Below are 24,117 nucleotides of genomic sequence, written 5' to 3' on the forward strand. Positions count from 1 at the left end.
GCGTCGGCTCGACGACCTCGGTCGTTCCGGGTTGCTGGCCTGCTGGCGTAGTTGCCACCGCCGATAGGTCGGCAACGGTCATCGGGTCACCACCATCCGAACGGGCGTGGGATCGAAACCATTGCAGGGGTTATTGATCTGGGGGCAGTTCGAGACCAGCACGAGGGTGTCGATCTCGGCGCGCAATGTGACTTTCTTTCCCGGAGCGGACAATCCGTCGACGATGCCGAGGGTGCCGTCGGCTTCCACCGGAACATTCATGAACCAGTTGATATTCGAGACGAGATCCCGTTTACCGAGGCCCCATGTCAACGCCTCGGCGAGGAAGTTCTCCACACAGGCGTGCTGGTGGCGGGTGTGGTGGCCGTAGCGCAGCGTATTGGACTCCTGGGAGCAGGCGCCGGCGATGGTGTCGTGATTGCCGACCTCGTCGGCGACGACGGTCATCAGTGCGGTGCCCGCATCGGTGCGCAGCACGCTGCCGGTGCCGAGGAAGATATTGCGCTGCGCGGTGATGGTGGCCTGTGCGCTGTAGCGGTCGGTATGGTCGGCGGCCGAGTACAGCAGACAGTCGACGGCCTGATTACCGTGCAGATCGATGATTTCGAGCTGATCGCCCGCGCGGACCACGCTCGACCATGGCGCGCGTGCCGGCACGGTCTCGTCGAGCACGATGGTGCGGGTCGGTGCCGAGGTCATGCCCCTACCTCCACAGTCGCGGCCATCCAGGCCTGTTCGGTGTTCTCGACGGCCCGCAGGTACTCCGGATCCGAATTATGGTGTGTGGCAAGCTCTTCGGTCGCGGACCAGGCGACGATATCGAGATCCGTCGCGGGCCGGTCGTCGAGCGGATGCGCGGTGTCGGCGATGAGCACGACCACCGGCAGATGGATCAGCAGATCGATCGAGGCGCCAGGGGCCGCACTACCCGTCGCGGTCAGCGCACCATCGGATTCGACACGGACACCACGGAAGAAGGACACCGTCGGCGCGATATCGCGCGGCTCGAGTCCCTGTTTGGTCCCCGCGAGCCGCAGCAGTGCGCGCCCTTCGGGCGTCGGCCCACACAGCGTGTCGTGGTGGCCGGAGGTATCGGCGACCACGGTGGCCAGCACCCGGCCCTGATCGGAGAGCAGTGGATGCCCGATGCCCAGATAGGCCTGCCACGGCACCTTCACGGTATCGGCGACATTCAGCCGTTCCCACGGCGCATCGGCCCGCAGCAGCAATAGCTGCGCGCACGCGGCACCGGCCGGATCGCGCAAGCACATCCTGGTCCCGCGACCGAGCACGATATTCGCATACCCACCGGCCGGAACACGGTGGGCAAAGGTGATTTTCGCCGCCGCGACATCATCGGGCAGCTCCGGCCCCGCAATCGTCGCGGCGGCCGCTTGCGACCTCGCATGTGCGCGCGCTCCGGTCGTGGAGGCTGTGCTGGTCATCGTTGACTCCTTTCGATGTGGTCTGTGGTCGGTGTGCGGTGGCGGGCACCGATGCCCGCCACCGCACACAGTCAGGCCGGTTGGGCGGCCGGTTCGAGGCTTTCGGCATTCGGCCCGCCATTGACGACGCGGTGCACGACCACCCCGATGGCGATCACCACCAGCACGAAAAGCGGCGCGGCCCAGAGCATCCACCAGCCACCGCCATTCGGCGTGTAGACCTCGGCGCGCGGCCAAGCCAGGTTCACCGCCATGGCGATGCCCCAGACGACGGCCAGTGCGTTGATCGCAATGCCGAAGCGGCCCAGGCTGAACAGCGCGGCGTCGCTATCCCAGCCCTTGCTCCTTCGCACCAGCAATGGCACGGTGACCAGCAGGTACGCCAGATAGAGCGTCACGATGCAGACACTGGCCAGGGTGGCGAAGATGGCGGCATTGCCGAGGTTGAGCACCAGCAGGCCGATACCGAGCACGCCGATGATCACCGAGGGCAGCACCGGGGTGCCGAAGCGCGGATGCACCGCGGCGAGGCGACGGGCGAAGGGCAACTTGCCATCCCGCGCCATCGAGAACATCAGGCGCGAGCCTGCTGTCTGAATTGCCAAGGTGCATACCGTGATCGCCACCGCGACGCATCCGAGCAGCACCGTGCCCGCTGGGCTGTCGAGCTTCGAGGTGAGCACATAGGCCAGACCCTCGGTGGATAGCGCACCGTCGTCCAGGCTGGGTGCGGCCATCAGTGCCCCGAGCAGCAGCAGTCCGCCGCCGAGCGCGGAGACCGCGAGCGCGGTCAGGATGGTGCGCGGGGCGACCCGCCGTGGATTCTTGGTTTCCTCGGAAAGTTCACCAGCGGAATCGAATCCGACCATCACATAGGCGGCCATCAGACCCGAGACGAGAAATGCCGCCCAGTACGGTCCCGGCGCGGCCTGATCGGTCTGCAGCACCACACCCGGCCCGCGCTCGGTGTGGGTGAAGAACAATGCGATGATCGCCAGCACGCCGACGATCTCGACGGTGACCCCGATCGAATTGATCCTGGCCATCAGATCGATGCCGATCACATTGATCACCGTGGTGATCACCAGCAGAATGCTGCCGAGCACCACCGCATTGGTAGCGCCGGAGGTCGAGGTGAGCGCGGCATCGTCGCCGACGATCTGGAATCCGCTCCAGATCGAGGGCAGCACCACCTGCAGCGCGATCGCCGCCGCCGCGGCCGTGACGATCTGCGCGATGATCATCATCCACCCGGCGAACCAGCCGACGACCTCGCCGCCGAGCCGCCGCGACCACTGGTAGATACAGCCCGAGATCGGGTAGCGCGCGGCCAGTTCGGCGAAGTTCAGCGCGACGAGGAACTGCCCCGCGAACACGATCGGCCAGGTCCAGAAGAACGCGGCCCCACCGAATGAATAGCCGAAGCCGAAGAACTGGAAGATCGTGGTGAGGATGGAGACGAAGGAGAATCCGGCCGCGAACGAGGCGTAGCGGCCCAGTTTGCGGTGCAGTACCGGCTGATAGCCGAAGCCTGCGAGGTCGGCGTTGTCCCGGATGGTGTCGGGCGGTGGGAGGACGGGGGCGAGTGAATCGACTTTGGTGGCCATGGGGGTTCCTTCGCGAGCGGCCAATACCTATCAGATGACAGTTTTGCGTTCGCGATCGCGATTTCGGTGTCCGGTGTGTATCGCTTCCGGGAACGCCGGTAACTTCTGCGTTGCCCGGATTTCTATCGAGTGACAGAAACCTCACACCTCGGTGATCGGTCCAGAACGACCAGACTGGTCTGAATGCTATGGCGGCGGGTGACCGTACTGGACGCGGTGTCAGAATGGCATCGTGGCAAATCTCGGTCCCGGCCGTCCCCGGCTCGACCAGCGACCCCGTCGTGGTCGGACGCCGCGCGCGGAGATCCTCGACGCCGCCGGAGAGCTCTTCACCACCAATGGCTATGCCAATACCTCCACCCGCGCGGTCGCGGATGCAGTCGGGATCCGGCAGGCCTCGCTTTATCACCACTTCGCCGCCAAGGACGACATCCTCGACGCACTGCTCGCCGAAACCATCGCTGGTCCATTGGAACTCGCCGAACGCCTGCACGAGGTGCGAGAACCGGTGCACACCAGGCTGTACGCGCTCGCTTGGTTCGATGTGCGCCAGCTGTGCGCGGCGCAGTGGAATCTCGGTGCGCTGTACCTGCTTCCGGAGTTGCGCACCGAACGCTTCGCGGCCTTCCGGCTCCGCCGTGACGAACTACGCGGGCACTACGAGACTCTGGCCGCGGGGGTGAGTGCCGATGCGGGTGTTCCCGGGGCCGAGGGCCTGCCGTTTCGGCTCGTGGAGACGGTGATCAATATCCGCTCGGACGAAGGCAGCGGGCCCGCGGATGCGGAACGCGCCATCCCCGCCGCGGTCATGCGGATGCTCGGCTGGTCCGGAGATCTGGACCGACTCCGCGCCGATGCGAGCGAACTCCTCCAACGTTTGGCGGCCTGAAACGTCTGCGGGTCAGGCCTTTCCGTCGACGCGCACCCACTCCATGCCCCAGCCGTACGCCAGGTCGACGGCTTGGTTGAGGAAGATCGACGGATCGGTCGGGCGCGGCAGGAATACGCCCTCGCGCCGCACGACGAGTTCACCATTGATGTTCTCGATGAGTGCCAGCACCATGCGGCGCGAGTCATTGGTACAACTGTCGACGCTCATTTCGATCGGCGGGGCGCCCGCCGGATACAGCGTCGCGGTGGCTTTGACACCGCGGAAGTCCGGCGCGCCCTCGTAGAGCGCGGCGAACACCAGGATTCTGCGGAAGGCGGCCGTGTGGTCGAGATTGATATCGAGGTTCTCGCCGCTCGCGCTGGCACCGGTACGGTCGTCCTTATCGAGCAGGATGTAGGGCGAATGCTCCAGCGATCCGAAATTTCCGATGGCATGAATGGTGCCCTTGGATCCGTCCTGGAGCTCCCACAGACAGCAGAGATCCAGGTCGAGCGCATCACCGGTCTTGCGCTTGCCGAAGATGCCCTTGCCCGACGGCGAGGTCCAGTTCAGGTTCACCCGCATGATGCCCCGCGTGGCACCGGTCTTGGTGAGCGAGACCGCCGGAGCCTCTTTGGTGAGGGAGATCTTGCTCATATTGATCGGCGGCGCCTGTGGTGGGACCGGTGCGGCCGGTGGCGCGAACTGCTGTGGTTGGGCGAATTGCGGTGGGTGCGCTGGCTGTTGCGGTGGCGCGAACTGCTGCGGTGGAGAGAACTGCTGCGGTGGAGCGGGCTGCTGTGGTGGCGCGGGCTGCTGTTGGGGTGCGAACTGTTGCGCTGGCACCGGTTGTTGCGTCGGCGCGGGTTCGGCGTCGACGGAGATCCCGTAATCGGTTGCCAGCCCGGCCAATCCGGACGCATACCCCTGCCCGACGGCACGGAATTTCCAATTGCCCTGTCGCCGATACAGTTCGCCGAGTACGAAGGCGGTTTCGGTGGTCGCGCCGACGCTGTCGAAGCGCGCGAGCTCGGCACCGTTCAGCGAATCCACCAGCCGCACGGACAAACCATGGAACTGGCCGAAGGTGCCACCGTCCGCGGAGGCCGCGATCACGACCGTCTCTATCTGCGGTTCCACCCGTGACAGGTCGACCGACAACACGTCCAGCACCGTCGGCCCCCGTTGCTTGCCCTCGTAGCGCACCGCGCCGGACGGATGACCCGGCTGGTTGTAGAAGACGAAGTCGTTGTCCGAGCGCACCTTTCCATTGGCGAGCAGCAGCGCCGCCGCATCGGCATCGGGCATACCCGGCCCGGCTTGCCAGCCGAGTTCCACCCGAACCGTTGACGTCGGAACCGCGACGTTGGCGCCCTCGAGCATCGACATAACCAACCCCCGCAATCGTTTCGAGTGACTCTAGTCTTTGCCCCGGGTCGCCTTGAACTCGAAGTTCCAGTTGTAGATTCGGGCGATCTCGCGGATACCGCCGCCGGGATGGCCCGCGGGCGGTCGGATGAAGGTGCCGTCGCGGCGAACGATCAACTCGCCGTTCAGGTTCTCGATATGCGCGAGGATCACATCGCGGGAATCGTCGTGGCAGCCGCTGATGATCATTTCGATCGGCGGCGAATTGCGCGGGTACAGGTTGGCGGTCGACTGCACGCCCTGGAAGTTGTTCGCGCCCTGGTAGATCGAGGCGAAGACCAGAATTCGGCGGAACTGCGCGGTGTAGTCGAGATTGATATCCAGGTTCTCGCCGGTCGCGCTGCCACCGGTCCGGTCGTCCTGGTCGAGCCGGATGAACGGCGGACGATCCAGTGCGCCGAAGGACCGGTCGAGGGCGCGAACCGATCCGATCCTGCCATCGGCGAGCTCGAAGAAGCAGCAGAGATCCAGATCGAGGGAGTTGGCGCGCTTGCGGCCGAACAGACCGCCACCGCCGGTCTGCGCGGTGACCCAATTCAGGTTGACCCGCATGGTGCCCGAGGTCGCGCCGTGCTTGGTCAGCGAGACCGTCGGCGATTCCTTCGTCAGCGAGACCTTGCTGAGATCGACCGGGGCCCCCGTCGAAGCGGGACCCGCAGGCGGCGGGGCGAATTGGCCGGGTGTCGTCGGCGGCGGGTACGGCTGCGACGCTGGGGTGGGCGGATAAGGCTGCGAGGTCGGGCTCGCCGGATAAGGCTGGGACACCGGATTCGGCGGGTACCCGGGCGGTGCCGGAGGCGGGTACGGCAACGGTGCCGCGTACTGCTGCGCAGGCGCGGTATGCGGAGTGGGTGGGGGCGCATACGGCTGTTGCGTTGTAGGTGGGGGCGCATACGGCTGCGCTGGAGGCGGTGGCGCGTAGTGCTGTTGCGGCGCGGGCGGCGCTGCGCTCGGCTGCTGCGGTTGGGTGTACCGCGGCGCACTCGCCTGCTGCCCAGCTCCCGCATCATCAACCGAAACCCGAAATCGGTAGCCAGCCCGGCCAATCCGGTCGCATACCCCTGCCCGACCGCCCGGAACTTCCACGCTCCTTGCCGCCGATACAACTCCCCGAGCACGAACGCAGTCTCGGAACTGGCACCGGTGCTGTCGAACCGCGCCGCCTCCGCGCCGCTCACCGCATCGAACACCCGCACATACAGCCCACGGAACTGCCCGAAGGTGCCGCCATCCGCGGAAGCCGCGATCACGATCGTGTCGATCTGCGGTTCGACCTGTGCCAGATCGACCGCCACTGTGTCGGTTACGGTCGGCCCTTGACGCTTACCTTCGTGCCGCACCGCGCCGGAAGGGTGATTCGGCTGGTTGTAGAAGACGAAGTCGTTGTCCGAGCGCACTTTTCCGGAAACGAGTAATAGGGCCGAGGCATCCGCATCCGGAACCCCCTGACCTGACTGCCACCCCAGCTCGACGCGGACTGACGACATCGGCACCGCGACATTGGCGCCCTTCATCATCGACACATCTGCCAAGGTATACGACCCGAGCGCGCCCTGTCTCGATCTGTGCGACCGCGTTCGATCAACGGGTCGGCGGTGCGATCCGCCAATGTTGTTGCAGCGCACCGGCGATTTCCGGCAGTACCGTCACCGGCACCCGCTTGTGCCGCAGCATCGCCCGGATCTCGGTGACCTGCTCGCGTTTGCGCATGTCGTACGCGCCGGCGACGGGCCGCCGCACCGGCGGGATGGATAGCAGGACGAGTTCGCCGTGGCGCTCGTCGCCACCGATCAGATCCAGTGCGAGCGACCAGCGAGCTCGCTCGTCGAGGGCAAACCGTCCGGCCACCACCCGGTCCCATTCGATACTGGATTCCCGCCACGGGGTGCGCCGGTAGATCGCACCGTCGGTGAGCACGATGACGTCCCTGCCGAACAATGCGGTGAGCAGGGCTACGCCAGCGACCGCACCGGCCAGCAATCCGGTGAAGACCCGGTTGAGCCCGAATCCGGCGACGATCGCAGCGCAGACCAGGACGGTCGCCGCGATCCCGAGCGTCCCATACAGCATTGCCCGCCGGGTCGGAACCACACCCGCACGCACCATCGTCATCTGACCTCCCGCTTTACCGCACCCCAACCTAGCCGGTCCGGTTGACCGGTGGCTTCCCGATGCGGGCGGGTCGGTGAATTCAGGCTTCCAGCGCGACCGCGGCTTCCCCGGTGTAGACCAGGAACTGCAGACTCTCTTGGAAGTAGAGCTGTACCGATTGCCCGTCATGGGCGAGGTAGCCGATCGAGAGGTCCTGGCCCAGCTGCAGATCGAAGTCGCCGCCGCGGGTGGTCAGCACGAACGCACCGTCGATGGCCGGTGCCCAGATGATCTCGCCCTCCGGAATGAGGCGTTCGATATGGGTGCGAATCGGGTGGCCGTGATCGGAGGTCTCGCTGACCGCCGTGTACAGGTCCGCGCTCAAGAGCACGGAATACGGGCCGTCGACGCCGGCCAGCCGCAGTGCGCTCAGTGCCTGGGCGACGGCCTCCGGCGCCAGCCGCGGATCGCTGGGCAGTGTGATCGGGGCATTGGACGAACTCGCCCGGATACCGGTGATATTCGCGGCCTGGTAGCCCTCGAAGATGGCCCGATCCTCGGCGAAGGCGATCCGGCGCGCGGCATCTTTCACCGCGTCCAGATCGGTGTCCTTGGCGCCGCGTTCGACATCGTCGAGTTCCTCGCGCGAGAGCGTGAACGGCACCCGCAGTTCGACCAGCGGCGCGACCACGCGCTGGCGGGCCTGCACACCCTCATCCGGTGCGGTGATCGCGGTGGTGCGGCCGAGTCCGACCGCGGAGTAGTCGGCGCCGTGCGGTCCGGACAGGTCGACCACCCGGCGACCGGCGATATGACGCTTGAAGGTGCGTGTCGCCTCTTCCTCGATCGCCTTCCATGCCTCGGAGGTGATCGGCGCGAGTTCGCGATAGAGGTTGTTCATGACTGCATGCTCCTTTTCAACGTGCCGATACCGAGAGAGCCGATAGTGCCAACGCCGTTGGGCGGCAAAGATTCCTCGCGCGTTGCCGCGGCGACCTCGGGCGCTGCGGGGAGGTCGTCGAAGAAGTCTGCGGGTGGCGTGAAGAACAGCGTGCCGGTCACTGCGATGGAGAAGTCGAGGATGCGGTCGTAGGCCGCTTCTTCCGTACCGACGAACATCCGGGAGAGCATGGTTTCGGTGACGCTCGGCGTGGCCGCGTAGGCGATGTAGTACGTGCCGAATTCGTCGTCCTTGATGCTGCCGAAGGGCATATTGGCGCGCACGATCTGCCGCTCGGTGCCATCGGCCTCGGTGATGGTGTTCACCGCGACATGCGAATTCGCGGGTTTTTCCGCATCGGAGAGTTCGAAGTCATCGAGCTTGGTGCGTCCGATCACCCGCTCCTGCTCCTCGACCGGCAGTGCCCGCCATTCCGCCATGGTGTGCAGGTACTTCTGCACGATGACATAACTACCGCCCGCGAAGTCCGGATCCTCGTCGCCGACGACGGCCGCGCTGACCGCTGCCGGGCCCTCCGGATTCTCGGTGCCGTCCACGAAGCCGAGTAGATCGCGCTGCTCGAAATAGCGGAACCCGACGGTCTGGTCGACGATGGTGACCGCAGCGTCGAGCCGGTCACCGATCGTCATGGCCAATTCGAAACAGGCGTCCTGGGTTTCGGCCTTGATATGAAAGAGCAGATCGCCCGGGGTGGTGGGGGCGCGATGCACCTCGCCGACGAATTCCGGGAGTTCATGCAATTCGGCGGGCCGCGGCCCGCCGAACAGACGATCCCATGCGGCGGAGCCGATCGATGCGACGCAGGTGAGTCCGGCGCCGGGCACCCGAAAACCGATCGAACGACGCAACCCGGGGAGATCGGCGAGCAGGTCGCGCACCGCCGCTTCGCCACCTTCGTCGATCGTGGCGACGAGGAAGATCGCGGCCGGTGTGAGCGGTTGGAGGATCGGCTGCGGCTCACCCATGGGCTCCAGACTAGAGCCCGGTACCGACCTACCGGCCACGCGGTGCTGGCCTGTCGGCTACTACTTGGCGACTGTCAGCAGGAATGCGACATCGTCGACGGCCTTGACGCTGTGCCGCGCCTTCGGCACGACCAGCAGGTCCCCGGCCGAACCCTTCCACTCGTTGCTGCCGCTGATCAAGGTCAGAGTGCCACTGAGCACCAGCAGGGTGGCCTCGCCCGCATTATCGTGTTCGGCCAGGCTCTGGCCGGCCGAGAGACCGACAACGGTCTGCCGGAGCGCATTGGCGTGACCGCCGTAGATTGTTTGCGAACTGCGCCCGCTCGTGGCGGTTGCGGCCAACTTGAGCTGTTGGCGAGCGACCGCAGTCAGCGATTTCTTGTCCATGGACCGCCTTTCGCAGATGCAATCAGCCGGATCAGGGCTGGTGACACGGGCTGATATTCAGGAGTATGCCCGATAGGCGGGTTGACGTGTGCTTATTTGCGGGTGTATCGGCGAATCCGGAAGCGCAGACCGGACTTCGACCCGCGCCACGGGGCGGTGTCCTCGGCGTGCCATTCGGGGCCGATGGCGGGCGCGTAGGCGTCGCCGTGGACGCGCGTGTCCACCTCGGTGACCAGCAGGTCCGTCGCGAAATCGATGGCCGCCCGGTAGATTTCGCCACCGCCGATGATCCAGACGTCATCGGGTGCGCAGCTGGCCAGCGCGTCGGTGAGCGCGGCGGCACGTTCGGCGCCCGCCGCCGACCAGTCGGGCTGGCGGGTCACCACGATATTGCGGCGGCCGTCGAGCGGACGGAATCGGGGCGGCAGGGAATCCCAGGTGCGCCGCCCCATGATGACCGGATGCCCCATGGTGACGGCCTTGAAGTTCGCCATATCCTCGGGCACGCGCCAGGGGATGGTGTTCTGCGAGCCGATCACCCCGTCCGGGGTCTGCGCCCAGATCAGGCCGATGATGCGGTCCTTCACACCGCTACCGGCGCCTTGATCGCCGGGTGGTGTTGGTAGCCGACCACTTCCACGTCCTCGTAGGCGTAATCGAACAGTGTCGGCGCGGGCCGCAGGTTCAGTTTCGGGAACGGATACGGCTCGCGGGTCAGCTGTTCGGTGACCTGCGCGACGTGGTTGTCGTAGATATGGCAGTCGCCGCCGGTCCAGATGAAATCACCGGGCTCGAGTTCGGTCTGCTGGGCCACCATATGGGTGAGCAGCGCGTAGCTGGCGATATTGAACGGCACGCCGAGGAAGAGGTCCGCGCTGCGCTGGTAGAGCTGGCAGGACAGCTTGCCCTCGGCCACATAGAACTGGAAGAACGCGTGGCAGGGTGCCAACGCCATCTTGTCGAGATCGGCCACATTCCAGGCCGAGACGATGATGCGCCGGGAATCCGGATTGGTGCGCAGGGTATGCAGCACTTCGGCGATCTGGTCGATATGGGTGCCGTTCGGCGTGGGCCAGGATCGCCATTGCACACCGTAAACCGGGCCGAGTTCACCCTTGCGGTCCGCCCATTCGTCCCAGATGGAGACGCCGTGCTCGTGCAACCAGGCCACATTGGAATCGCCGCGCAGGAACCACAGCAACTCGTAGACGATCGACTTCAGATGCACCATTTTGGTGGTGATCAGCGGGAAGCCCGCGGCGAGGTCGTAGCGCAGCTGATGGCCGAAGACACTGCGGGTGCCGGTGCCCGTTCGGTCCGCCTTCGGGGTGCCGGATTCGAGGACCAGTCGGAGCAGATCCTCGTACTGGGTATCAGCATTGTTGGCCACGCCTGGCGAGCTTACCCACCCCCGCGCCTGGCAAGCTCGGGCCCATGCGCAAGCTCTACGTGATCGGCATCGGTGCGGGCGATCCGGACCAGGTGACGGTGCAGGCGATCAAGGCCATGCGGCAGGTCGAGGTGTTCTTCGTCATCGGCAAGGGCGCCGAGAAGCAGGAACTCCTCGACGTGCGCACCGCGATCCTCACCGAACACCTCGATCACCCCTACCGCATCGTGGAGATCGCCGATCCGCCGCGCGACCGCGCGCCCGCCGATTACCAGGGCGTTGTCGAGGATTGGCACGATCGCCGCTCGGCATTGCTGGAAGATGCCTTCGCCCAGGTCGACGGTGTCGGCGGCATTCTCGTCTGGGGCGATCCGTCGCTGTACGACAGCACCTTGCGCATGATCGAACGCGTACTGGATCGCGGTGCGCAGAGCTTCGACTATGAGGTGATCGCGGGCGTCACCAGCGTGCAGGCGCTGGCCGCGCGGCATCGGATGGTGCTGCATCGCATCGGCGAGCCGGTGCACGTCACCACCGGGCGTCGCCTGCGCGAGGACGGGCTCAGCGGTTCGACGGTAGTGATGCTGGACGGTGACTGTTCGTTCACCGAGGTGCCCGGTGACGATGTGCACATCTGGTGGGGTGCGTATCTGGGGATGCCCGACGAGACGTTGATCGAGGGGCCGCTGCGCGAGGTCGAAAAGGAGATCGTCGAGCGCCGGACGCGGTTACGGGCCGAAAAGGGTTGGATCATGGACGTCTACCTGCTGCGTCCGGGTGCGGGAACCGGCCAGCGGCCTTCACCGTGACAAGGACGGGCGTGCTCTGCAAGGAGTGGATGGCCTCGAGCGCGCCCAGGCGGTGGGTGAGGTAGTGGTGCAGTGCCTCGGGATCGGGGCACATCGCTTGTGCGACAAGGTTTGTCGCACCGGTGGTGGCGGCGACGAAGGCCAGTTCGTCGTGTTCGGCAAGTGCGGTCGCTACGCGGTCGAGGTGTGCCGGTGCCACCGACATCCACAGCAGCGCTCGGGTGGTGGCGCCGAAGTGGGCGTCATCGAGTTCGACATCGAAGAAGATCGCCTGGACCGCTTGTAGGTCGGCGAGTCGCCGGGTGACGGTGGCTCGGGACCAACCGGTCGCGGCGGCGAGTTGGGCCAGTGTGGCTCGGCCGTCCAGTTGTAGGGCGGCCAGTAGTGCGGCGTCGGTATCGGCGAGGCCGCGGCGGGGTGCGGGACCGGATCTGTTCGGCCGCAGTTGTTTTCGCTGGTGTTCGGCCAGTGCGGTGGTATGGCCGCGCCATGCGGTCGGGCCGCCGAGGTAGGTGTGCAGGACGTAGTGGGCCGAGACGGCGGTGATGCCCGCGGCCAAGGGGAGGTCCTGCAGCAGGATCGAGCGGGAGGCAGCGGCGTCGCGCGGAATATTCACTACCAGCAGGATTTCCGTACCACCCGAGGTGAGTTTGACCCAGGAGGTGTCCGGGCGCCGGGCCAGGGAGTTCGCGAGGTTTTGACCGGTGGCAGGGGTTGTGGTCAGGCGGACGAGCCACCGGGTGTGTCCGGCGTGGCCCGGATCGGCGACGCCGACCACGCGGAGTCCGGCGGTGGCGCGCAGGCGTTGATAGCGGCGGGTGACGGTTTGCGTCGACACGTGCAAGACAGCCGCGATCTTGTTGAACGGGGCACGCCCGTCGATGTGCAGGGCGTGGATCAGGCCACGGTCGAGGTCGTCGAGCATGGAAATATCTTTCATATCTCCGCTGGATATGGAAAGTATCCGCTGATTCTCGTCAGTCGATGGTGTGTTTCGTCGGGTCTGTCGAAGGTGGACTTCGTCACGGGCTCGTCGGGCCCGGCGGATCGATGAAGGAGACAGCGATGATTCTGGTGACCGGAGCGACCGGGACCGTAGGCCGCGAGTTGATCGGCCAGTTGCTCGAGTTGGGCGTCCGGGTGCGGGCGAGCACACGTCGGCCCGATACCGCCGGACTGCCCGACAGTGTCGAGGTGGTGCGCGCTGATCTGGGCGACCCGAAAGGTCTCGCCGATGCGGTGCGTGGTGTCGATCGAGTCTTCCTGCTGTCCAGCGGACCCGAAATCCCCACCCACGACGCGAATCTCGCGCAGGCCGCGGCCCGCGCCGGGGTCGGCCACCTGGTCAAACTGTCATCCGGCCGCACCGGCGACGACACCGCGACCGATCCGATCCCCACCTGGCACCGCGCCGGTGAACAGGCGGTCCGGGACAGCGGGGTCGCGTGGACGATGGTGCGCCCTTTGGGGTTCATGGCCAATGCCCTGCACTGGGCCGGTTCCATTCGCGATCACGGCGCGGTCTACGCACCGTTCGGCCAGGGCCGCATCGCCGTGGTCGACCCGCACGATATCGCCGCGGTCGCCGCGACGGCACTCACCACCGGCGGCCACGAGGGTGAGATCTACACCCTGAGCGGACCGGAGCCGCTGTCGCCCGGTGAGCAGACCGCCATCCTCGCCGACGTGCTCGGGCGACCGCTGCGCTACGTCGAGGTCGCGCCCGCCGCCGCCCGGCAGTCGATCATCGACCACGGCGTGCCGGACGAAATGGCCGACGCGATCATGGCGCTGCGGGCCACCGCACTGGAGGCGTTCACCTCGGTCGTACACCCCACCGTCGAGCGGATCACCGCAACCCCACCCCGATCGTTCCGCACCTGGGCCGAACACCACCGCCACCACTTCGCCCTAGCGGACGCCGCATAGCACTATCCGGCGATCAAGATCAGGTGGAACTGGTGGCGGGGGTTTCCCGTGCGATGCCGCCATAGATTCCATCTGATCTTGATCCCCCGCCGCGTGCGTGAACAGCGCATATGTCGGTGGGGCCGGGTAGCCTGGCACTCGTGCCCGAGCTACCGGAAGTGGAGGCGTTGGCGCAGTTCCTGCGGGAGCACGCGGTCGGCGCCGTAATCGGGCGTGTCGATGTGGCGGCGTTGAGTGCGGTCAAGACGTTCGATCCGCCGGTGACGGCACTGTCCGGGCGCGATGTGACCGGTGCGGGTCGGTGGGGCAAATTCCTCGGGATGGAATGCGATGGGCTGTGGTTGATCACGCATCTGTCGCGGGGTGGGTGGTTGCGGTGGATCGATGAGCCGAGCCAGACGCCACCCAAACCGGGCGGCAAGAGTCCGCTCGCGCTGCGGGTGCACTTCTTCACCCCCGAGGGCATGACACCCGCATTCGACCTGACCGAGGCGGGCACCAAGAAACGCCTCGCGGTGTACATCGTCGACGATCCGAAGCTGGTGCCCGGCGTCGCGCGCCTCGGCCCGGATGCACTCGAGGTGACCGAGGAGCAGTTCGGCGAAATCCTGCACGGCGCATCGCAACGCATCAAGACCGCGATCGTCGATCAGACACTGATCGCGGGCATCGGTAATGCCTACTCCGACGAAATTCTGCACACGGCGCGGATCTCACCCTTTGCCAACACCAAAACCATGTCGGCGGAAACGATCTCGATCCTGTACCAGGCGATGCGTTCGGTGCTGACCGATGCGGTCCAGCGATCCGTCGGCCAGGACGCCGCGCGCCTCAAGGGCGAAAAGCGTTCCGGCATGCGGGTACATGCCCGCACCGGCCTGCCGTGCCCGGTCTGCGGCGATACCGTTCGCGAGGTCTCCTACGCCGAGCGCTCGTTCCAGTACTGCCCGACCTGCCAGACCGGCGGCAAGGTATTGGCCGACCGCCGCATGTCGCGCTTGCTGAAGTAGCGCGTCAGATCAGCTGAAGTAGCGCGTCAGATCAGCGTCGGCACCCGAATTCCTTGCCAGGCAATACGTTTGGCCTCATCCGGATCGTTCTCCACGCGGGTGATCTCGTCGATGATCAATGTGGTGCGCCGATCCTCGGTATAGGCGGGCCAGGACGGGAGCGGTCGGCCGGTGCGGGCGAACGCGAGCCAGTTGTCCTGGAACTGGCGGGTGACCGATACCAGTCCACGCCGCCCGCCCGCCGCGGTGATGGCGCGCCCGAACGGGGAGTCGGCGGCGCCGAAGACCGGGATCAGATCCGTCGCGTGGGTCGCGCCGATGCCGGTGAGCCGCAATGTGCGCGGCGCGAAATCGTAGCGGTAGGCATAGGTCGGGGCGTAGCGACTATGACCCGCCGCGACGGTGACCGAGGGGCGCCAGAAGACGTAGTCGCCACCGGCGCGAACGGCGACCTTCGCGTCGGGATAGCCGGGATAGGCCGCGAGCACCCGTGATTCGAGCTCTGCTCCGCCCGCGCGGGTCAGCAGGGCGTGCAGGCGGGGTGGGGTGGTCGGTAGTTCGTCGGCGAACTTCGCGAATAACGTGCCCTCATCGCGATTCGTGCCGATGATCAGCGGAACCCGGTGTGCGGCACCGCTGGTGATGGCGTCGATCGGCGACTGCGGAAGGTATTCGCCGTCGACGACCGGGGCAATCGGGAACAGCCCGGGGCGCTCCCGCAATACCTGCCCGCTGATCTTGTCGACCGCGCGGCGAATATCGTTGGCACTGGCCGTGATCAGTGCCTCGGCGGCGGTATCCGGGGTCGCACCGAGCGCATCGATGCACCGCCGGGCGAAGGCGCGCGCATCCTCGGCGCACATACCCCAATCGGCCGGTGGGCTCTGCGCGATGCCGCGATGGAACAGCCCCTTGGCCGCGGGCGTTGCCAGCAGCGACAGCACCGCGTGTGCGCCCGCCGATTCACCGAAAATCGTGACATTGTCCGGATCTCCGCCGAACGCGGCGATATTGCGGTGCACCCACTCCAATGCCGCGACCTGATCGCGCAGTCCGAGGTTGGCGTCGAAAGGCCGCTCGGACGTGCCGAATTCACCGAAATCGACGTAGCCGAACGCACCGAGCCGGTAGTTCAGCGACACCACGATCACATCGCCGCCCACCGCGAGCCGGGCACCGGAATACAGGCCGAGCGCCGAGGTGCCGATCAGATAGCCGCCGCCGTGCATGAACACCATGACCGGCCGCGGCGTCGCGGACGGCTCGATCGGCGCGACGACATTCAGTGTCAGGGCGTCTTCACTGGTCGGCTGGTACCGGCGCGGTCCGATCCGCGCACCGGAGCGATGCTGCATCGCGGCGAATCCGAAGGCGGTCGCCTCGCGCACACCGGTCCACGGCTGCACCGGCTGCGGCGCTCGAAATCGCAGGTCGCCCACCGGTGCGGCGGCATAGGGCAGGGAGCGCCAGCGCAGCGCACGGCGGCCGCGGTAACCGCGGACAACTCCGTCGGCGGTCGTGATATCGGACATCTTTCCGATGGTAACTACGAGCGGCGGGCCTCCAACAGACGTAACCAGAGCTCGCTCACCGTCGGGTAGGCCGGCACTGCGTGCCACAACATGGCCAGCGGCACCTTGCCGACGACGGCAACAGTCGCGGCGTGGATCAGCTCACCGACCTCGGGACCGACGAAAGTGGCGCCGAGCAGCGTATCGGTGGCGGTGTCGATGACGATCTTCGCCCGTCCCGCATAGTCGTCGCGCGCCAGCGACGATCCGGCGACCGCGATATCGATCTCCACGGTTTCGACCGCGTAGCCCGCTTTCCGTGCCGCGTCCTCGGTGCGTCCGACCGAGGCGACCTCCGGCGCGGTGAACACCACCTGCGGCACCTGCCCGTGATCGGCGGTCGCCGCGTAACGCGTGTCCGACAGCGCGCGTCCCTCGGCCCGTGCCGCGATGACGTCACCGCACACCCGGGCCTGGTATTTGCCCATATGGGTCAGCGCGGCACGATGATTCACATCGCCGACCGCGTACAGCCAGTCGCCGTCGATGCCGCGGACCGTCAGCCGGTCGTCCACCTCGATATAGCCGTCCGCGAGTCCGACCGCGCCCAGGCGCAGTTCCGCTGTCGCCGGTCCGCGCCCGGCGGCGACCACGATCTCGTCGGCCTCGAGTTCGGTCGTGCCGACCTGGACGGTGACGGCACCGCCGTGGATCAACCCCTCGCCGGTGTCCTTCGCCACGGCGCGTTCCACTCGCGTGGGTTGCGTGCCGAATCGGATCCGGACACCGGCATCGGATAGCGCCGCGGTCACTCGCTGCCGTGCGAACGGTTCGGAATTGCCCAGCAGTGCGTCACCGCGCACCAGCATGGTGATCTCGTTCGCGCCGAGCGCGGCGAGCCAGGTGGCGGCCTCACAGGCGACCACCCCACCGCCGATGATCACCACCCGGCGCGGGACTTCGTGCAGATTGGTGACATCCCGGGAGATCCACGGCAGCGCATCGCGCAGTCCGGGGATATCGGGAACCGCGGCCTTGGTCCCGGTCGCCAGCACCACCGCGTGTCGGGCGCGCAGCAGTCGTCCGTCGACCTCGACCAGTCGCTCGCCCGCGAGCCGTCCGGTCCCGCGGACCACGTCGATGCGGTTGTCCGCGGCCCAGTCGACCTGCGAGCTGTCATCGTGCTTGTGGGTGAAGGCGTCACGGCGTTTCAGCACCGCGTCGACGTCGAGTCCGCTCGCGGTGATCCCGGCCATGGCCTCGGCGCCGGACAATACATGCGCTGGTCGCAGCAGTGCCTTGCTCGGCATGCACGCCCAATACGAACATTCACCGCCGACCAATTCCCGCTCCACGATCGCGGCGGTCCGCGCACTACCCGCGATGGCGTAGGCGGCGGCGTTCTCGCCGGCAGGCCCACCGCCGATCACGATGACGTCGTAGTCGGCAGCGGAATCCGAGGTCACTGCAGATAACCCTCGACCTGGCGGGCCGGATTCTCCTGAGCATCCTCGGGCGCGGCCCCCGCCTCGATGCGCGCCCGGCGCTGCCGCAGCAGATCCCAGGCCTGATCGAGCATCACTTCGAGTTCGGCGAGCTGCTGCCGCTCGGTCACCGGATCGACCGCACCGGCCGTCGCCCGTGACCGCAGATCGTGTTCGCGGTCGACCAAATTCTTGATACGCGCCAGGATGTCCTGTTCGGTCATGGGGACCATGCTACGGCCGGGTCGAGGAGTAACCAGCGATACGCCTGTCTTCGGTTGGTTTGCGAATGGACCGCGGCTACCGCCGCGACGAAGTGGCAATGCACTCCCCGGCAATCGAAACCGCGGTGCTCAGGTCGGGCCGGTTCAGCGCCGTATAACCGAGGGCGATTCCGAAGGTGTGCGGACCTGTCGCCATGGCGAGCGGATGTTGTTGCGCCACGAGGTGGTGGCGGGCCAGTCCGTCGAGCGCAACGCCACGCATTCGGCCCGCTGCAACGGCTTGCTGTTCGGCGTCGGCCGACTCCAGCGGTACGACCACGTGTGAACCGGCATCATCGCCGAGTACTGCGAGTCCGCGGCGGCGCAGTTCGGCTGCGACCAGGGCTCGGCGCGGAGGCACTGCGCGGCGCAGTCGGCGCAGGTGCCGGGCCAGGTCGCCGCTGCGGGCGAATTCGGCCAGTACGCGCTGGCCCGCGGGGCTGGGGCCGGTGCCGGTTCGTTCACGGTGCGCCAGTACGGCTTCGGTGATATCGGGGGCGGCGACCAGCCAGCCGACGCCCAAGGTCGGCGAGAGGATCTTGCTCGTGGTGCCGAGGTGTACGACCACATCCGGGGCCATTGCGGCCAGTAGCGGCAATGGTGCAGTGTCGTAGCGCAATTCGCCGTCGTAGTCGTCCTCGATGATGAGTAGGCCAGCGCGCCTGGCGAATTCGACGAGCTGCACGCGACGGGCCGCCTGCATACGGGTGCCGAGGGGAAATTGATGCGCCGGAGTGCAATACACGGCCTTGATCCCGTCCGGCAGTCGGTCGACGCGCAGTCCATCGGCATCGATCGGGACCGGGAGCACCCGGACACCGGCCGCGAGGAATGCGCCGGCGGCCCGCTGGTAGCCGGGATCCTCCATGGCGATGGCGTCGCCGGGGCGCAGCAGCACGGCCGCGAATTCGCCGACGGCAGAGCTGGTTCCGGCCGTCGCGAGCACCGCGGACTTGCTGCCGGCGCCGAGTCCGCGGTGGCGCAGCAGATGCTCGGCGACCGCCGCACGGTAGTCCGGTTCGCCGCCGCGGTCCTTGCGCACGATGGGGTAGTCGTCGGCGGCCGCGCGCCACGCGCGTCGCCAGGCCGCCTGGTCGATCGCTTCGATGCACGGTGCGCCGGGGCCGAGGTCGAGCAATTCCGACGGCTGCTCGGCCGTGGTGCGCGGGCTCGGCCGGGCGGGTGCTTCGGCGGGGGCGGTCGTCAGGTAGGTGCCGGAACCGCGGCGGCCCGTGATCCAGCCTTCCGCGTGCAGTTGGTCATAGGCCGCGGCGACCACGGTGCGGCTCACGCCGAGGCGCTGGGCGAGCGCGCGTGAGGAGGGCAGGCGGTCATCCGCGTGCAGCAGGCCGGTGCTCGCCGCGGCTCGCAGCCCTTGCGCGACTTGTACCGATAAGGGCTGGTCCGCGTCGCGGTCGAGGATCAGCGGAAGTTCGTCGAGCATCACTCACCTCCGAAATTGGCCTGTTGGAATTTTGATGAATTGGCTATTTCAGAATGCCACTTTGACCTCCAGGCTAGAGGTATGAAGTCGACCAGCTCTCGGCCGCCGCTTTCGCCGACCCCGCGCACCACCCTGACCCGCTCCAAGGAACGCGGCCGGACCGATCGGGCCGAACTCGATGCTGTTCTCGATGCCGGACTAGTCTGCCACCTCGGCGTGCTGCTCGGCGGCAGTCCGGTGGTGCTCCCGACCGTCTACGGCCGCGACGGCGACACGCTCTACCTGCACGGTTCGACCGGTGCCGGAAATCTGCGTGCAGCGCTGACCGGTGATATCTCCATCGCCGTCACCCTGGTCGACGGCATCGTCTACGCGCGTTCGGCCATGCACTTCTCCGCGAACTTCCGCTCGGCGGTGGTACGTGGCCGTGCCGTCGAACTCACCGACGCCGACGAGTGCATGCACGCACTGCGGGTGATCGTCGAACACGCCGCGCCAGGGGCATGGGATCGGGTGCGGTGGCCGAACAAGAAGGAAATGGCCGCCACCATGGTGCTCGCGCTCGACCTGACCGAAGCCTCGGTGAAGGTGCGGACCGGCGGTCCGAAGGACGATGCCGCGGATATCGAGACCGGCGGCGTGTGGGCGGGCGTATTGCCCATGCGCCAGGTCTGGGATGCCCCGATCTCCTCGGATGATCTGGAGCCGGGCATCGAGGTGCCGGGGGATGTGCTCGATCGACTCGATATCGCCTCGATCACCACATCGTGATCGTTGCGATCACGCCGGGCGGATACGAAAAGGCCCGATCCGAACGAGCGGACCGGGCCTGATCCTCTGTCCTCGCGTGTCCGGCTACGAAACTGCCTGCCAGATGGCTTCGCGGTCACCGGTTTTCAGTGATTGGAGGCGATGGTCGAGTTCGGCGGCGGCTGCGGGTTTGCTCGGTGCGAGACGGATGTAGGACCCGAGCGAATGCAATTCGGTGATGTCGCGCAGGAGCGTCCATTCTGGCCAGTCGAGGAGGTCGTGGCCGTATGCGGCCGCGAACTCCCTGCGGTCGCCTAGAGGCTGATGGAAATGATCGGGCAGCCCGGAGACCAAGTCGAGTTCACGAGGACCGAAACAGCATTGGTCCCAGTCGATCAATACCCACCGCTCGCCATCTCGGACTGCATTCTCTCCGTGTACATCAGCATGAGTCAGACCTTCCCCCAACGGGAACCGAGTGCGGGCGAACACCGCAACCACCATCTCGGCACGCTCCTGCAACCAAGCTCTATCCGGGGCGGTGAGTGCTGGCACCGCCCGCTCGTTGTCCAGAGCCAGCGCCTCGAAAAGTCTGCGCAGCGGCCGGTACCGCGGGACTGGAAAAGGTGGCACGGAGAATTCATGCAGCCTCCGTACCAGCGCGCCGAGGTCTGCCGGGCCGGGCTGATCATCCGAGGGACGATATGGCCAGAACGTTGCGATCGCGTCGCCGGTCGCTATCGGCTGGTTCCCGGATGCCGGGGTAAGCGCAACCGGTTCCTCGGTAGCCGTGAGCCACCGAGAGACAGCAACCGCCGCTTCCGCACGTTCTCTCCGGTAGTCAGTGTTGGGTGCCAATCGGGCCACAAGCTGACAATCCGGAAGCATCCACACCGCATTCGACCGCTGATGGAGCAGTTGTGCGCCCCGGTCACTGACGCCGAATTCCTTGCAGGCCGCGCGCAGCGCCTCGCGCCCGGGCAATTCGCTATCGGACCTCATACGGGAGATGCGAGAACAGCGCCGATATTGCTGCGCAGCTCGGCGACATCTTGGTCGTTGTCGTAGCGTGCGGCGATGGAGTCCAGATCGCGAAGGCGGATATAGCAACGCTGTGACGACAACTCCGCTATCGCTGTAATCGCGTCGCGGCCGTAGCGGGTAGCCGCACCGAAATCACCGGCCTGTAGGCACGCCCCTGCGAGGGTGGGCAGGACGACGGCGCGGCTACGAGCGTGTTCGATCGCGTGTCCACTCACCGCGATCGACAGACGCTCGATCGCAGCCGACGCATATCGCGGTTGAGTCAGCGATAGCAGATACATCGAATGACCCTGCTGCGCAGCGATTTCCGCTGGCGTCACAAACCACGCCCACGGCGGTGTCCGGTCCGGGTTCGCCGAGGCGTACTGATCTTCTGACTGCCCAATCACCCGTTCGGTTGCCGCGGCCTCATTCAGCGATGCCCAGCACCAACCCAGCACCGCCGCAATGTATCCGGAGATAATCGTGCTGACCGGATACTTCCGGTTGATCGCTGTCGACGAGGCGAGTTGCGTGAATTTCAATGCCTCCTGCGGTCGCCGCATGTGCAGCGATTGGTGCGCCATATCCAGCAGGATGCTCACTGTGAGATCGGTACTGCGCGGATGATCTTCCCCGCGGTGCGCGGTCTGCAGGGCGTATGTCCACAGCTTGCGTGCGGAATCGTGTTCTTCGACGTCATAGGCCAACCATCCAGCCATACTCGCCAACTCGGCAGTAGCGATCCAGAGTCGTGTCCGGATGTCGGACGAACATACCGCGCCCTCCAGCGCACGAACTTGATGCAGCTGGGTAAGAGCGGCAGTGCGGCAGAGTCCGCCGCCGTGGGCCAGATCCCACCGGCGGAACCCATCGGTAATCGCCTCGATGGCGTCGATATCGGCGGATCCGATGTGTGGCTGCGTAACTGGCTCCAACCGCCGCGGCAGGAGACCGCCGAGCCGCTCGAGTTCCGGGTGAAGGTGCGAACCGAGCGCCGCCGCAGTTACCAAGGTGATGAAATCCCTGCGTTCCACCCAAGTCACCTCCTCGCTGGCCAGGCTACTCGGAGAGCCGCCGTAGAAGCCGAGGAGCGAAGCCGGGATGCCGAGGGTATCGGAAATTCGGGCAATGAGCTTGGCGCTGGTCAGGCGGCGGTCACCCCGTTCAACCGCCGAGACCCGGGACTGGGAGAGATCGAGCAACGCACCCAGCTGCAGCTGTGAAAGACCGGTCTGTTCACGGATCATCGCGAACACGACGCCGAAGTCATGGTCGGCCAACGGTTTACGGAGGGCTCGATTGTCGAAGAAGTCGGCAGGTAGCAGACGTTTGAATCCGGCAGCACGGGTGCAGGACACACAGAGCCCCCCGGCCTCGCTGCCCGGGATTGCTGCCCTACATGCGCGGCAGAAGTGTCCCCCAATAGCCATGTCCCACCTTCAGCCGTATCAACCGCTGCCCGCACCAGCCTATGCGCCGAAGCCTTCCCTACGTGCGGAAATGATCTCTCCACAGACCAGAGAGCATCGCGCGCGCCGAATATGCAAGCCCCACTGGGACTAGTCCTTATGGGCGTTGGGACGACCTGACCCACATACGAATCTGGAGTCAGCACCCGGCGCCGGGCCCGATTCCTATCTCGGATACGCGGAAACGCGCCAGACGGGCACCAACTGCCCGTCCGGACTCGTCTGGCCCCGGCGCGGAGACACTTACAGCCATCGATTCACGGAGGTCGGTACATGCCGAGCCGAGAACTTCCAAAGCGAGCCGCGTTCCTTGGGCCACAGCACAGGGTCTATTGCGATGTGCCAACCGAGGTGATCGAGCGCTACCTCGAAGCACTCCTAGTCTGGGCACCCCCCGAGCGGCCAAGCGGCGAGGTGGCCCGTCCCACCGCGGGTGTTGCGACTCCGATCGTGAGGCTGCGATGAAACCGAATCCGTTGCGTACCAAGCAGATACCAGCTGGCAAGGTAGCTGTGTGGCAGCTGGTCAACCGCGCTGCCCGCATACTGCGTGTTCAGCTCACCGGCCAGGCGTTCACCGCGTATCGCCTGCCGTCGCGAACGCCGCTCCCGGGGGCGCAGCCCGGAACGATCATGTTCGACGCCTATCCCGATCTGGTCGACGCCCGGGAATTGCTGCCCCAGCATGGCGATCTGTGGGACGCGGTCCGCGAGGATTACTGGGCCGCGCTGCTGGATATTTCCGACCGCCCCGCCTCGCAAGCGGGGACGTGATCGCGATGTTCGGACTCCGGCCATGGAGTGGCGAAATAGCGCCCTCGGTAAGGGATCTCCTTGCGGTGTTCCACGAGGACACCATGCGCAAGCTCGAACTGGCCCCGACCGACAGCGCTCCGAAACATCACACTGCGGATGGCGAGGTGATCGAGGTCGGCGAAGACGGTTGGCCCAGCGACTATGAAGACCCGAGCGCGCCCGAAGTTGTTCAACCTGCCCGCGCCGTCGACATCGAGCGGTCATGAGCGACTAGAGGGCTCGAAAATCCTTGTCCTACCTGGTGCCGCGTACAGATAGGTTGCTGCGCTACCCACTCCGGCTGCTCGCCGAGCGTGAAATGGCGATCGAATGCGGCGTGTGCGACCACCATTCGACTGCGTTCGACGGAACCCCGGCCCCATGGCTCGATACGGCAGAGGCTATCTGGACGCGGCACTGGACTCTTCAATTCACAAAGTTGAAGGTGAACCGAATGCGGTTCCAAAGGTGTGCGGACCATCC

25 protein-coding genes and 1 pseudogene are annotated in these 24,117 nt (G+C 66.3%); 7 read left to right on the forward strand and 19 right to left on the reverse strand.

Features of this window, described 5'->3' with window-relative positions; translation table 11 throughout:
* Positions 1–78 precede the first annotated feature (78 nt).
* The 3 genes from ACQP1G_RS05405 to ACQP1G_RS05415 form a co-directional block, all read right to left on the reverse strand.
* Positions 79–699 carry an urea amidolyase associated protein UAAP2 gene (locus ACQP1G_RS05405; protein WP_433198949.1) on the reverse strand — a complete coding sequence of 207 codons (621 nt, stop codon included), beginning with the start codon at positions 697–699 and terminating at the stop codon, positions 79–81.
* Positions 696–1,445, reverse strand: coding sequence for a DUF1989 domain-containing protein (locus tag ACQP1G_RS05410; RefSeq protein ID WP_433198951.1), 750 nt, complete (start codon positions 1,443–1,445; stop codon positions 696–698). Before ACQP1G_RS05410 ends, ACQP1G_RS05405 begins: the two co-directional genes overlap by 4 nt.
* A gap of 71 nt (positions 1,446–1,516) precedes the next feature.
* Positions 1,517–3,052, reverse strand: a complete 1,536-nt coding sequence (locus tag ACQP1G_RS05415; protein ID WP_433198953.1) for an amino acid permease — start codon at positions 3,050–3,052, stop codon at positions 1,517–1,519.
* Positions 3,053–3,284: 232 nt separating this feature from the next.
* Between ACQP1G_RS05415 and ACQP1G_RS05420 the strand changes: the two genes are divergently transcribed.
* On the forward strand, positions 3,285–3,941 hold the full coding sequence (locus tag ACQP1G_RS05420) for a TetR/AcrR family transcriptional regulator (protein WP_433198955.1): 657 nt from the start codon (positions 3,285–3,287) through the stop codon (positions 3,939–3,941).
* 12 nt (positions 3,942–3,953) lie between these two features.
* Here the strand turns inward: ACQP1G_RS05420 and ACQP1G_RS05425 are convergent, their stop codons facing one another.
* From ACQP1G_RS05425 to ACQP1G_RS05465, 9 genes and pseudogenes are all read right to left on the reverse strand, one after another.
* A complete protein-coding gene (locus tag ACQP1G_RS05425; RefSeq protein WP_433198957.1) occupies positions 3,954–5,312 on the reverse strand; it encodes a TerD family protein in 1,359 nt (452 codons plus the stop codon).
* A 30-nt stretch (positions 5,313–5,342) separates the two neighbouring features.
* On the reverse strand, positions 5,343–6,161 hold the full coding sequence (locus tag ACQP1G_RS05430; RefSeq protein ID WP_433209569.1) for a TerD family protein: 819 nt from the start codon (positions 6,159–6,161) through the stop codon (positions 5,343–5,345).
* 272 nt (positions 6,162–6,433) lie between these two features.
* Positions 6,434–6,868: pseudogene (locus tag ACQP1G_RS05435) on the reverse strand (TerD family protein); the annotation flags it as partial.
* A 64-nt stretch (positions 6,869–6,932) separates the two neighbouring features.
* Positions 6,933–7,463: a hypothetical protein gene (locus tag ACQP1G_RS05440; RefSeq protein WP_433198959.1), complete on the reverse strand. Its 531-nt coding sequence runs from the start codon at positions 7,461–7,463 to the stop codon at positions 6,933–6,935.
* Between the two features lie 79 nt (positions 7,464–7,542).
* On the reverse strand, positions 7,543–8,343 hold the full coding sequence (locus tag ACQP1G_RS05445) for a family 1 encapsulin nanocompartment shell protein (protein ID WP_433198961.1): 801 nt from the start codon (positions 8,341–8,343) through the stop codon (positions 7,543–7,545).
* On the reverse strand, positions 8,340–9,368 hold the full coding sequence (locus ACQP1G_RS05450) for a Dyp-type peroxidase (protein WP_433198963.1): 1,029 nt from the start codon (positions 9,366–9,368) through the stop codon (positions 8,340–8,342). The genes ACQP1G_RS05445 and ACQP1G_RS05450 overlap by 4 nt, the downstream gene beginning before the upstream one ends.
* A gap of 60 nt (positions 9,369–9,428) precedes the next feature.
* Positions 9,429–9,755: a cupin domain-containing protein gene (locus ACQP1G_RS05455; RefSeq protein WP_433198965.1), complete on the reverse strand. Its 327-nt coding sequence runs from the start codon at positions 9,753–9,755 to the stop codon at positions 9,429–9,431.
* 92 nt (positions 9,756–9,847) lie between these two features.
* Positions 9,848–10,342 carry a dihydrofolate reductase gene (locus ACQP1G_RS05460; protein WP_433198967.1) on the reverse strand — a complete coding sequence of 165 codons (495 nt, stop codon included), beginning with the start codon at positions 10,340–10,342 and terminating at the stop codon, positions 9,848–9,850.
* Positions 10,339–11,145 (reverse strand): thymidylate synthase, encoded by an 807-nt coding sequence (locus ACQP1G_RS05465; RefSeq protein ID WP_433198969.1) that lies wholly within the window; start codon positions 11,143–11,145, stop codon positions 10,339–10,341. The genes ACQP1G_RS05460 and ACQP1G_RS05465 overlap by 4 nt, the downstream gene beginning before the upstream one ends.
* 44 nt (positions 11,146–11,189) lie before the next feature.
* On the opposite strand from ACQP1G_RS05465, the gene cobF reads away from it, so the two are divergent.
* Positions 11,190–11,954 carry a precorrin-6A synthase (deacetylating) gene (gene cobF, locus ACQP1G_RS05470; protein WP_433198971.1) on the forward strand — a complete coding sequence of 255 codons (765 nt, stop codon included), beginning with the start codon at positions 11,190–11,192 and terminating at the stop codon, positions 11,952–11,954.
* Here cobF and ACQP1G_RS05475 read toward each other — a convergent pair.
* Positions 11,896–12,894: an Lrp/AsnC family transcriptional regulator gene (locus ACQP1G_RS05475; RefSeq protein ID WP_433198973.1), complete on the reverse strand. Its 999-nt coding sequence runs from the start codon at positions 12,892–12,894 to the stop codon at positions 11,896–11,898. The genes cobF and ACQP1G_RS05475 overlap by 59 nt on opposite strands.
* Before the next feature lie 125 nt (positions 12,895–13,019).
* Between ACQP1G_RS05475 and ACQP1G_RS05480 the strand changes: the two genes are divergently transcribed.
* Positions 13,020–13,883 (forward strand): NAD(P)H-binding protein, encoded by an 864-nt coding sequence (locus ACQP1G_RS05480; RefSeq protein WP_433198975.1) that lies wholly within the window; start codon positions 13,020–13,022, stop codon positions 13,881–13,883.
* 140 nt (positions 13,884–14,023) lie between these two features.
* Complete coding sequence (locus tag ACQP1G_RS05485; RefSeq protein WP_433198977.1) at positions 14,024–14,893, forward strand: Fpg/Nei family DNA glycosylase; 870 nt, start codon at positions 14,024–14,026, stop codon at positions 14,891–14,893.
* A gap of 26 nt (positions 14,894–14,919) precedes the next feature.
* Here the strand turns inward: ACQP1G_RS05485 and ACQP1G_RS05490 are convergent, their stop codons facing one another.
* The 4 genes from ACQP1G_RS05490 to ACQP1G_RS05505 all read right to left on the reverse strand — a co-directional run bounded on the left by ACQP1G_RS05490 (position 14,920) and on the right by ACQP1G_RS05505 (position 19,595).
* Positions 14,920–16,425 carry a carboxylesterase/lipase family protein gene (locus ACQP1G_RS05490; protein WP_433198979.1) on the reverse strand — a complete coding sequence of 502 codons (1,506 nt, stop codon included), beginning with the start codon at positions 16,423–16,425 and terminating at the stop codon, positions 14,920–14,922.
* A gap of 14 nt (positions 16,426–16,439) precedes the next feature.
* The gene (locus tag ACQP1G_RS05495) at positions 16,440–17,870 is read right to left on the reverse strand and encodes a dihydrolipoyl dehydrogenase family protein (protein WP_433198981.1); all 1,431 of its coding nucleotides are present in this window, start codon (positions 17,868–17,870) and stop codon (positions 16,440–16,442) included.
* Positions 17,867–18,112: a DUF2630 family protein gene (locus tag ACQP1G_RS05500; RefSeq protein WP_433198983.1), complete on the reverse strand. Its 246-nt coding sequence runs from the start codon at positions 18,110–18,112 to the stop codon at positions 17,867–17,869. Before ACQP1G_RS05500 ends, ACQP1G_RS05495 begins: the two co-directional genes overlap by 4 nt.
* A gap of 76 nt (positions 18,113–18,188) precedes the next feature.
* Positions 18,189–19,595 (reverse strand): PLP-dependent aminotransferase family protein, encoded by a 1,407-nt coding sequence (locus tag ACQP1G_RS05505; protein ID WP_433198985.1) that lies wholly within the window; start codon positions 19,593–19,595, stop codon positions 18,189–18,191.
* Positions 19,596–19,676: 81 nt separating this feature from the next.
* Here ACQP1G_RS05505 and ACQP1G_RS05510 point away from each other — a divergent pair, with 81 nt between their 5' ends.
* The gene (locus ACQP1G_RS05510) at positions 19,677–20,366 is read left to right on the forward strand and encodes a pyridoxamine 5'-phosphate oxidase family protein (RefSeq protein WP_433198987.1); all 690 of its coding nucleotides are present in this window, start codon (positions 19,677–19,679) and stop codon (positions 20,364–20,366) included.
* An 84-nt stretch (positions 20,367–20,450) separates the two neighbouring features.
* Here ACQP1G_RS05510 and ACQP1G_RS05515 read toward each other — a convergent pair whose 3' ends face one another.
* Both ACQP1G_RS05515 and ACQP1G_RS05520 read right to left on the reverse strand, forming a co-directional pair.
* On the reverse strand, positions 20,451–21,347 hold the full coding sequence (locus ACQP1G_RS05515) for a phosphotransferase (RefSeq protein WP_433198989.1): 897 nt from the start codon (positions 21,345–21,347) through the stop codon (positions 20,451–20,453).
* Entirely contained in the window at positions 21,344–22,729 is a 1,386-nt protein-coding gene (locus ACQP1G_RS05520; RefSeq protein ID WP_433198991.1) for a helix-turn-helix domain-containing protein, read from the reverse strand. The genes ACQP1G_RS05515 and ACQP1G_RS05520 overlap by 4 nt, the downstream gene beginning before the upstream one ends.
* 572 nt (positions 22,730–23,301) lie before the next feature.
* On the opposite strand from ACQP1G_RS05520, the gene ACQP1G_RS05525 reads away from it, so the two are divergent.
* Together ACQP1G_RS05525 and ACQP1G_RS05530 are read left to right on the forward strand one after the other, a co-directional pair.
* Positions 23,302–23,613, forward strand: coding sequence for a hypothetical protein (locus ACQP1G_RS05525; protein WP_433198993.1), 312 nt, complete (start codon positions 23,302–23,304; stop codon positions 23,611–23,613).
* An 83-nt stretch (positions 23,614–23,696) separates the two neighbouring features.
* Positions 23,697–23,861: a hypothetical protein gene (locus ACQP1G_RS05530; protein ID WP_433198995.1), complete on the forward strand. Its 165-nt coding sequence runs from the start codon at positions 23,697–23,699 to the stop codon at positions 23,859–23,861.
* Positions 23,862–24,117: the final 256 nt, after the last annotated feature.

It is taken from the genome of Nocardia sp. CA-107356 (assembly GCF_050946365.1).
Classification (GTDB): Bacteria; Actinomycetota; Actinomycetes; order Mycobacteriales; family Mycobacteriaceae; genus Nocardia.

Excerpts from the sequence above, each read along its gene's own strand:
- ACQP1G_RS05525 (WP_433198993.1), top strand. The coding sequence starts at position 23,302 with ATGAAACCGAATCCGTTGCGTACCAAGCAGATACCAGCTGGCAAGGTA.
- ACQP1G_RS05440 (WP_433198959.1), bottom strand. The coding sequence starts at position 7,463 with ATGACGATGGTGCGTGCGGGTGTGGTTCCGACCCGGCGGGCAATGCTG.
- ACQP1G_RS05410 (WP_433198951.1), bottom strand. The coding sequence starts at position 1,445 with ATGACCAGCACAGCCTCCACGACCGGAGCGCGCGCACATGCGAGGTCG.
- ACQP1G_RS05510 (WP_433198987.1), top strand. The coding sequence starts at position 19,677 with ATGAAGTCGACCAGCTCTCGGCCGCCGCTTTCGCCGACCCCGCGCACC.
- ACQP1G_RS05445 (WP_433198961.1), bottom strand. The coding sequence starts at position 8,343 with ATGAACAACCTCTATCGCGAACTCGCGCCGATCACCTCCGAGGCATGG.
- ACQP1G_RS05480 (WP_433198975.1), top strand. The coding sequence starts at position 13,020 with ATGATTCTGGTGACCGGAGCGACCGGGACCGTAGGCCGCGAGTTGATC.
- ACQP1G_RS05505 (WP_433198985.1), bottom strand. The coding sequence starts at position 19,595 with ATGCTCGACGAACTTCCGCTGATCCTCGACCGCGACGCGGACCAGCCC.
- ACQP1G_RS05405 (WP_433198949.1), bottom strand. The coding sequence starts at position 699 with ATGACCTCGGCACCGACCCGCACCATCGTGCTCGACGAGACCGTGCCG.
- ACQP1G_RS05475 (WP_433198973.1), bottom strand. The coding sequence starts at position 12,894 with ATGAAAGATATTTCCATGCTCGACGACCTCGACCGTGGCCTGATCCAC.
- ACQP1G_RS05415 (WP_433198953.1), bottom strand. The coding sequence starts at position 3,052 with ATGGCCACCAAAGTCGATTCACTCGCCCCCGTCCTCCCACCGCCCGAC.
- ACQP1G_RS05425 (WP_433198957.1), bottom strand. The coding sequence starts at position 5,312 with ATGTCGATGCTCGAGGGCGCCAACGTCGCGGTTCCGACGTCAACGGTT.
- ACQP1G_RS05515 (WP_433198989.1), bottom strand. The coding sequence starts at position 21,347 with ATGAGGTCCGATAGCGAATTGCCCGGGCGCGAGGCGCTGCGCGCGGCC.
- ACQP1G_RS05455 (WP_433198965.1), bottom strand. The coding sequence starts at position 9,755 with ATGGACAAGAAATCGCTGACTGCGGTCGCTCGCCAACAGCTCAAGTTG.
- ACQP1G_RS05490 (WP_433198979.1), bottom strand. The coding sequence starts at position 16,425 with ATGTCCGATATCACGACCGCCGACGGAGTTGTCCGCGGTTACCGCGGC.
- ACQP1G_RS05500 (WP_433198983.1), bottom strand. The coding sequence starts at position 18,112 with ATGACCGAACAGGACATCCTGGCGCGTATCAAGAATTTGGTCGACCGC.
- ACQP1G_RS05530 (WP_433198995.1), top strand. The coding sequence starts at position 23,697 with ATGCGCAAGCTCGAACTGGCCCCGACCGACAGCGCTCCGAAACATCAC.
- cobF (WP_433198971.1), top strand. The coding sequence starts at position 11,190 with ATGCGCAAGCTCTACGTGATCGGCATCGGTGCGGGCGATCCGGACCAG.
- ACQP1G_RS05450 (WP_433198963.1), bottom strand. The coding sequence starts at position 9,368 with ATGGGTGAGCCGCAGCCGATCCTCCAACCGCTCACACCGGCCGCGATC.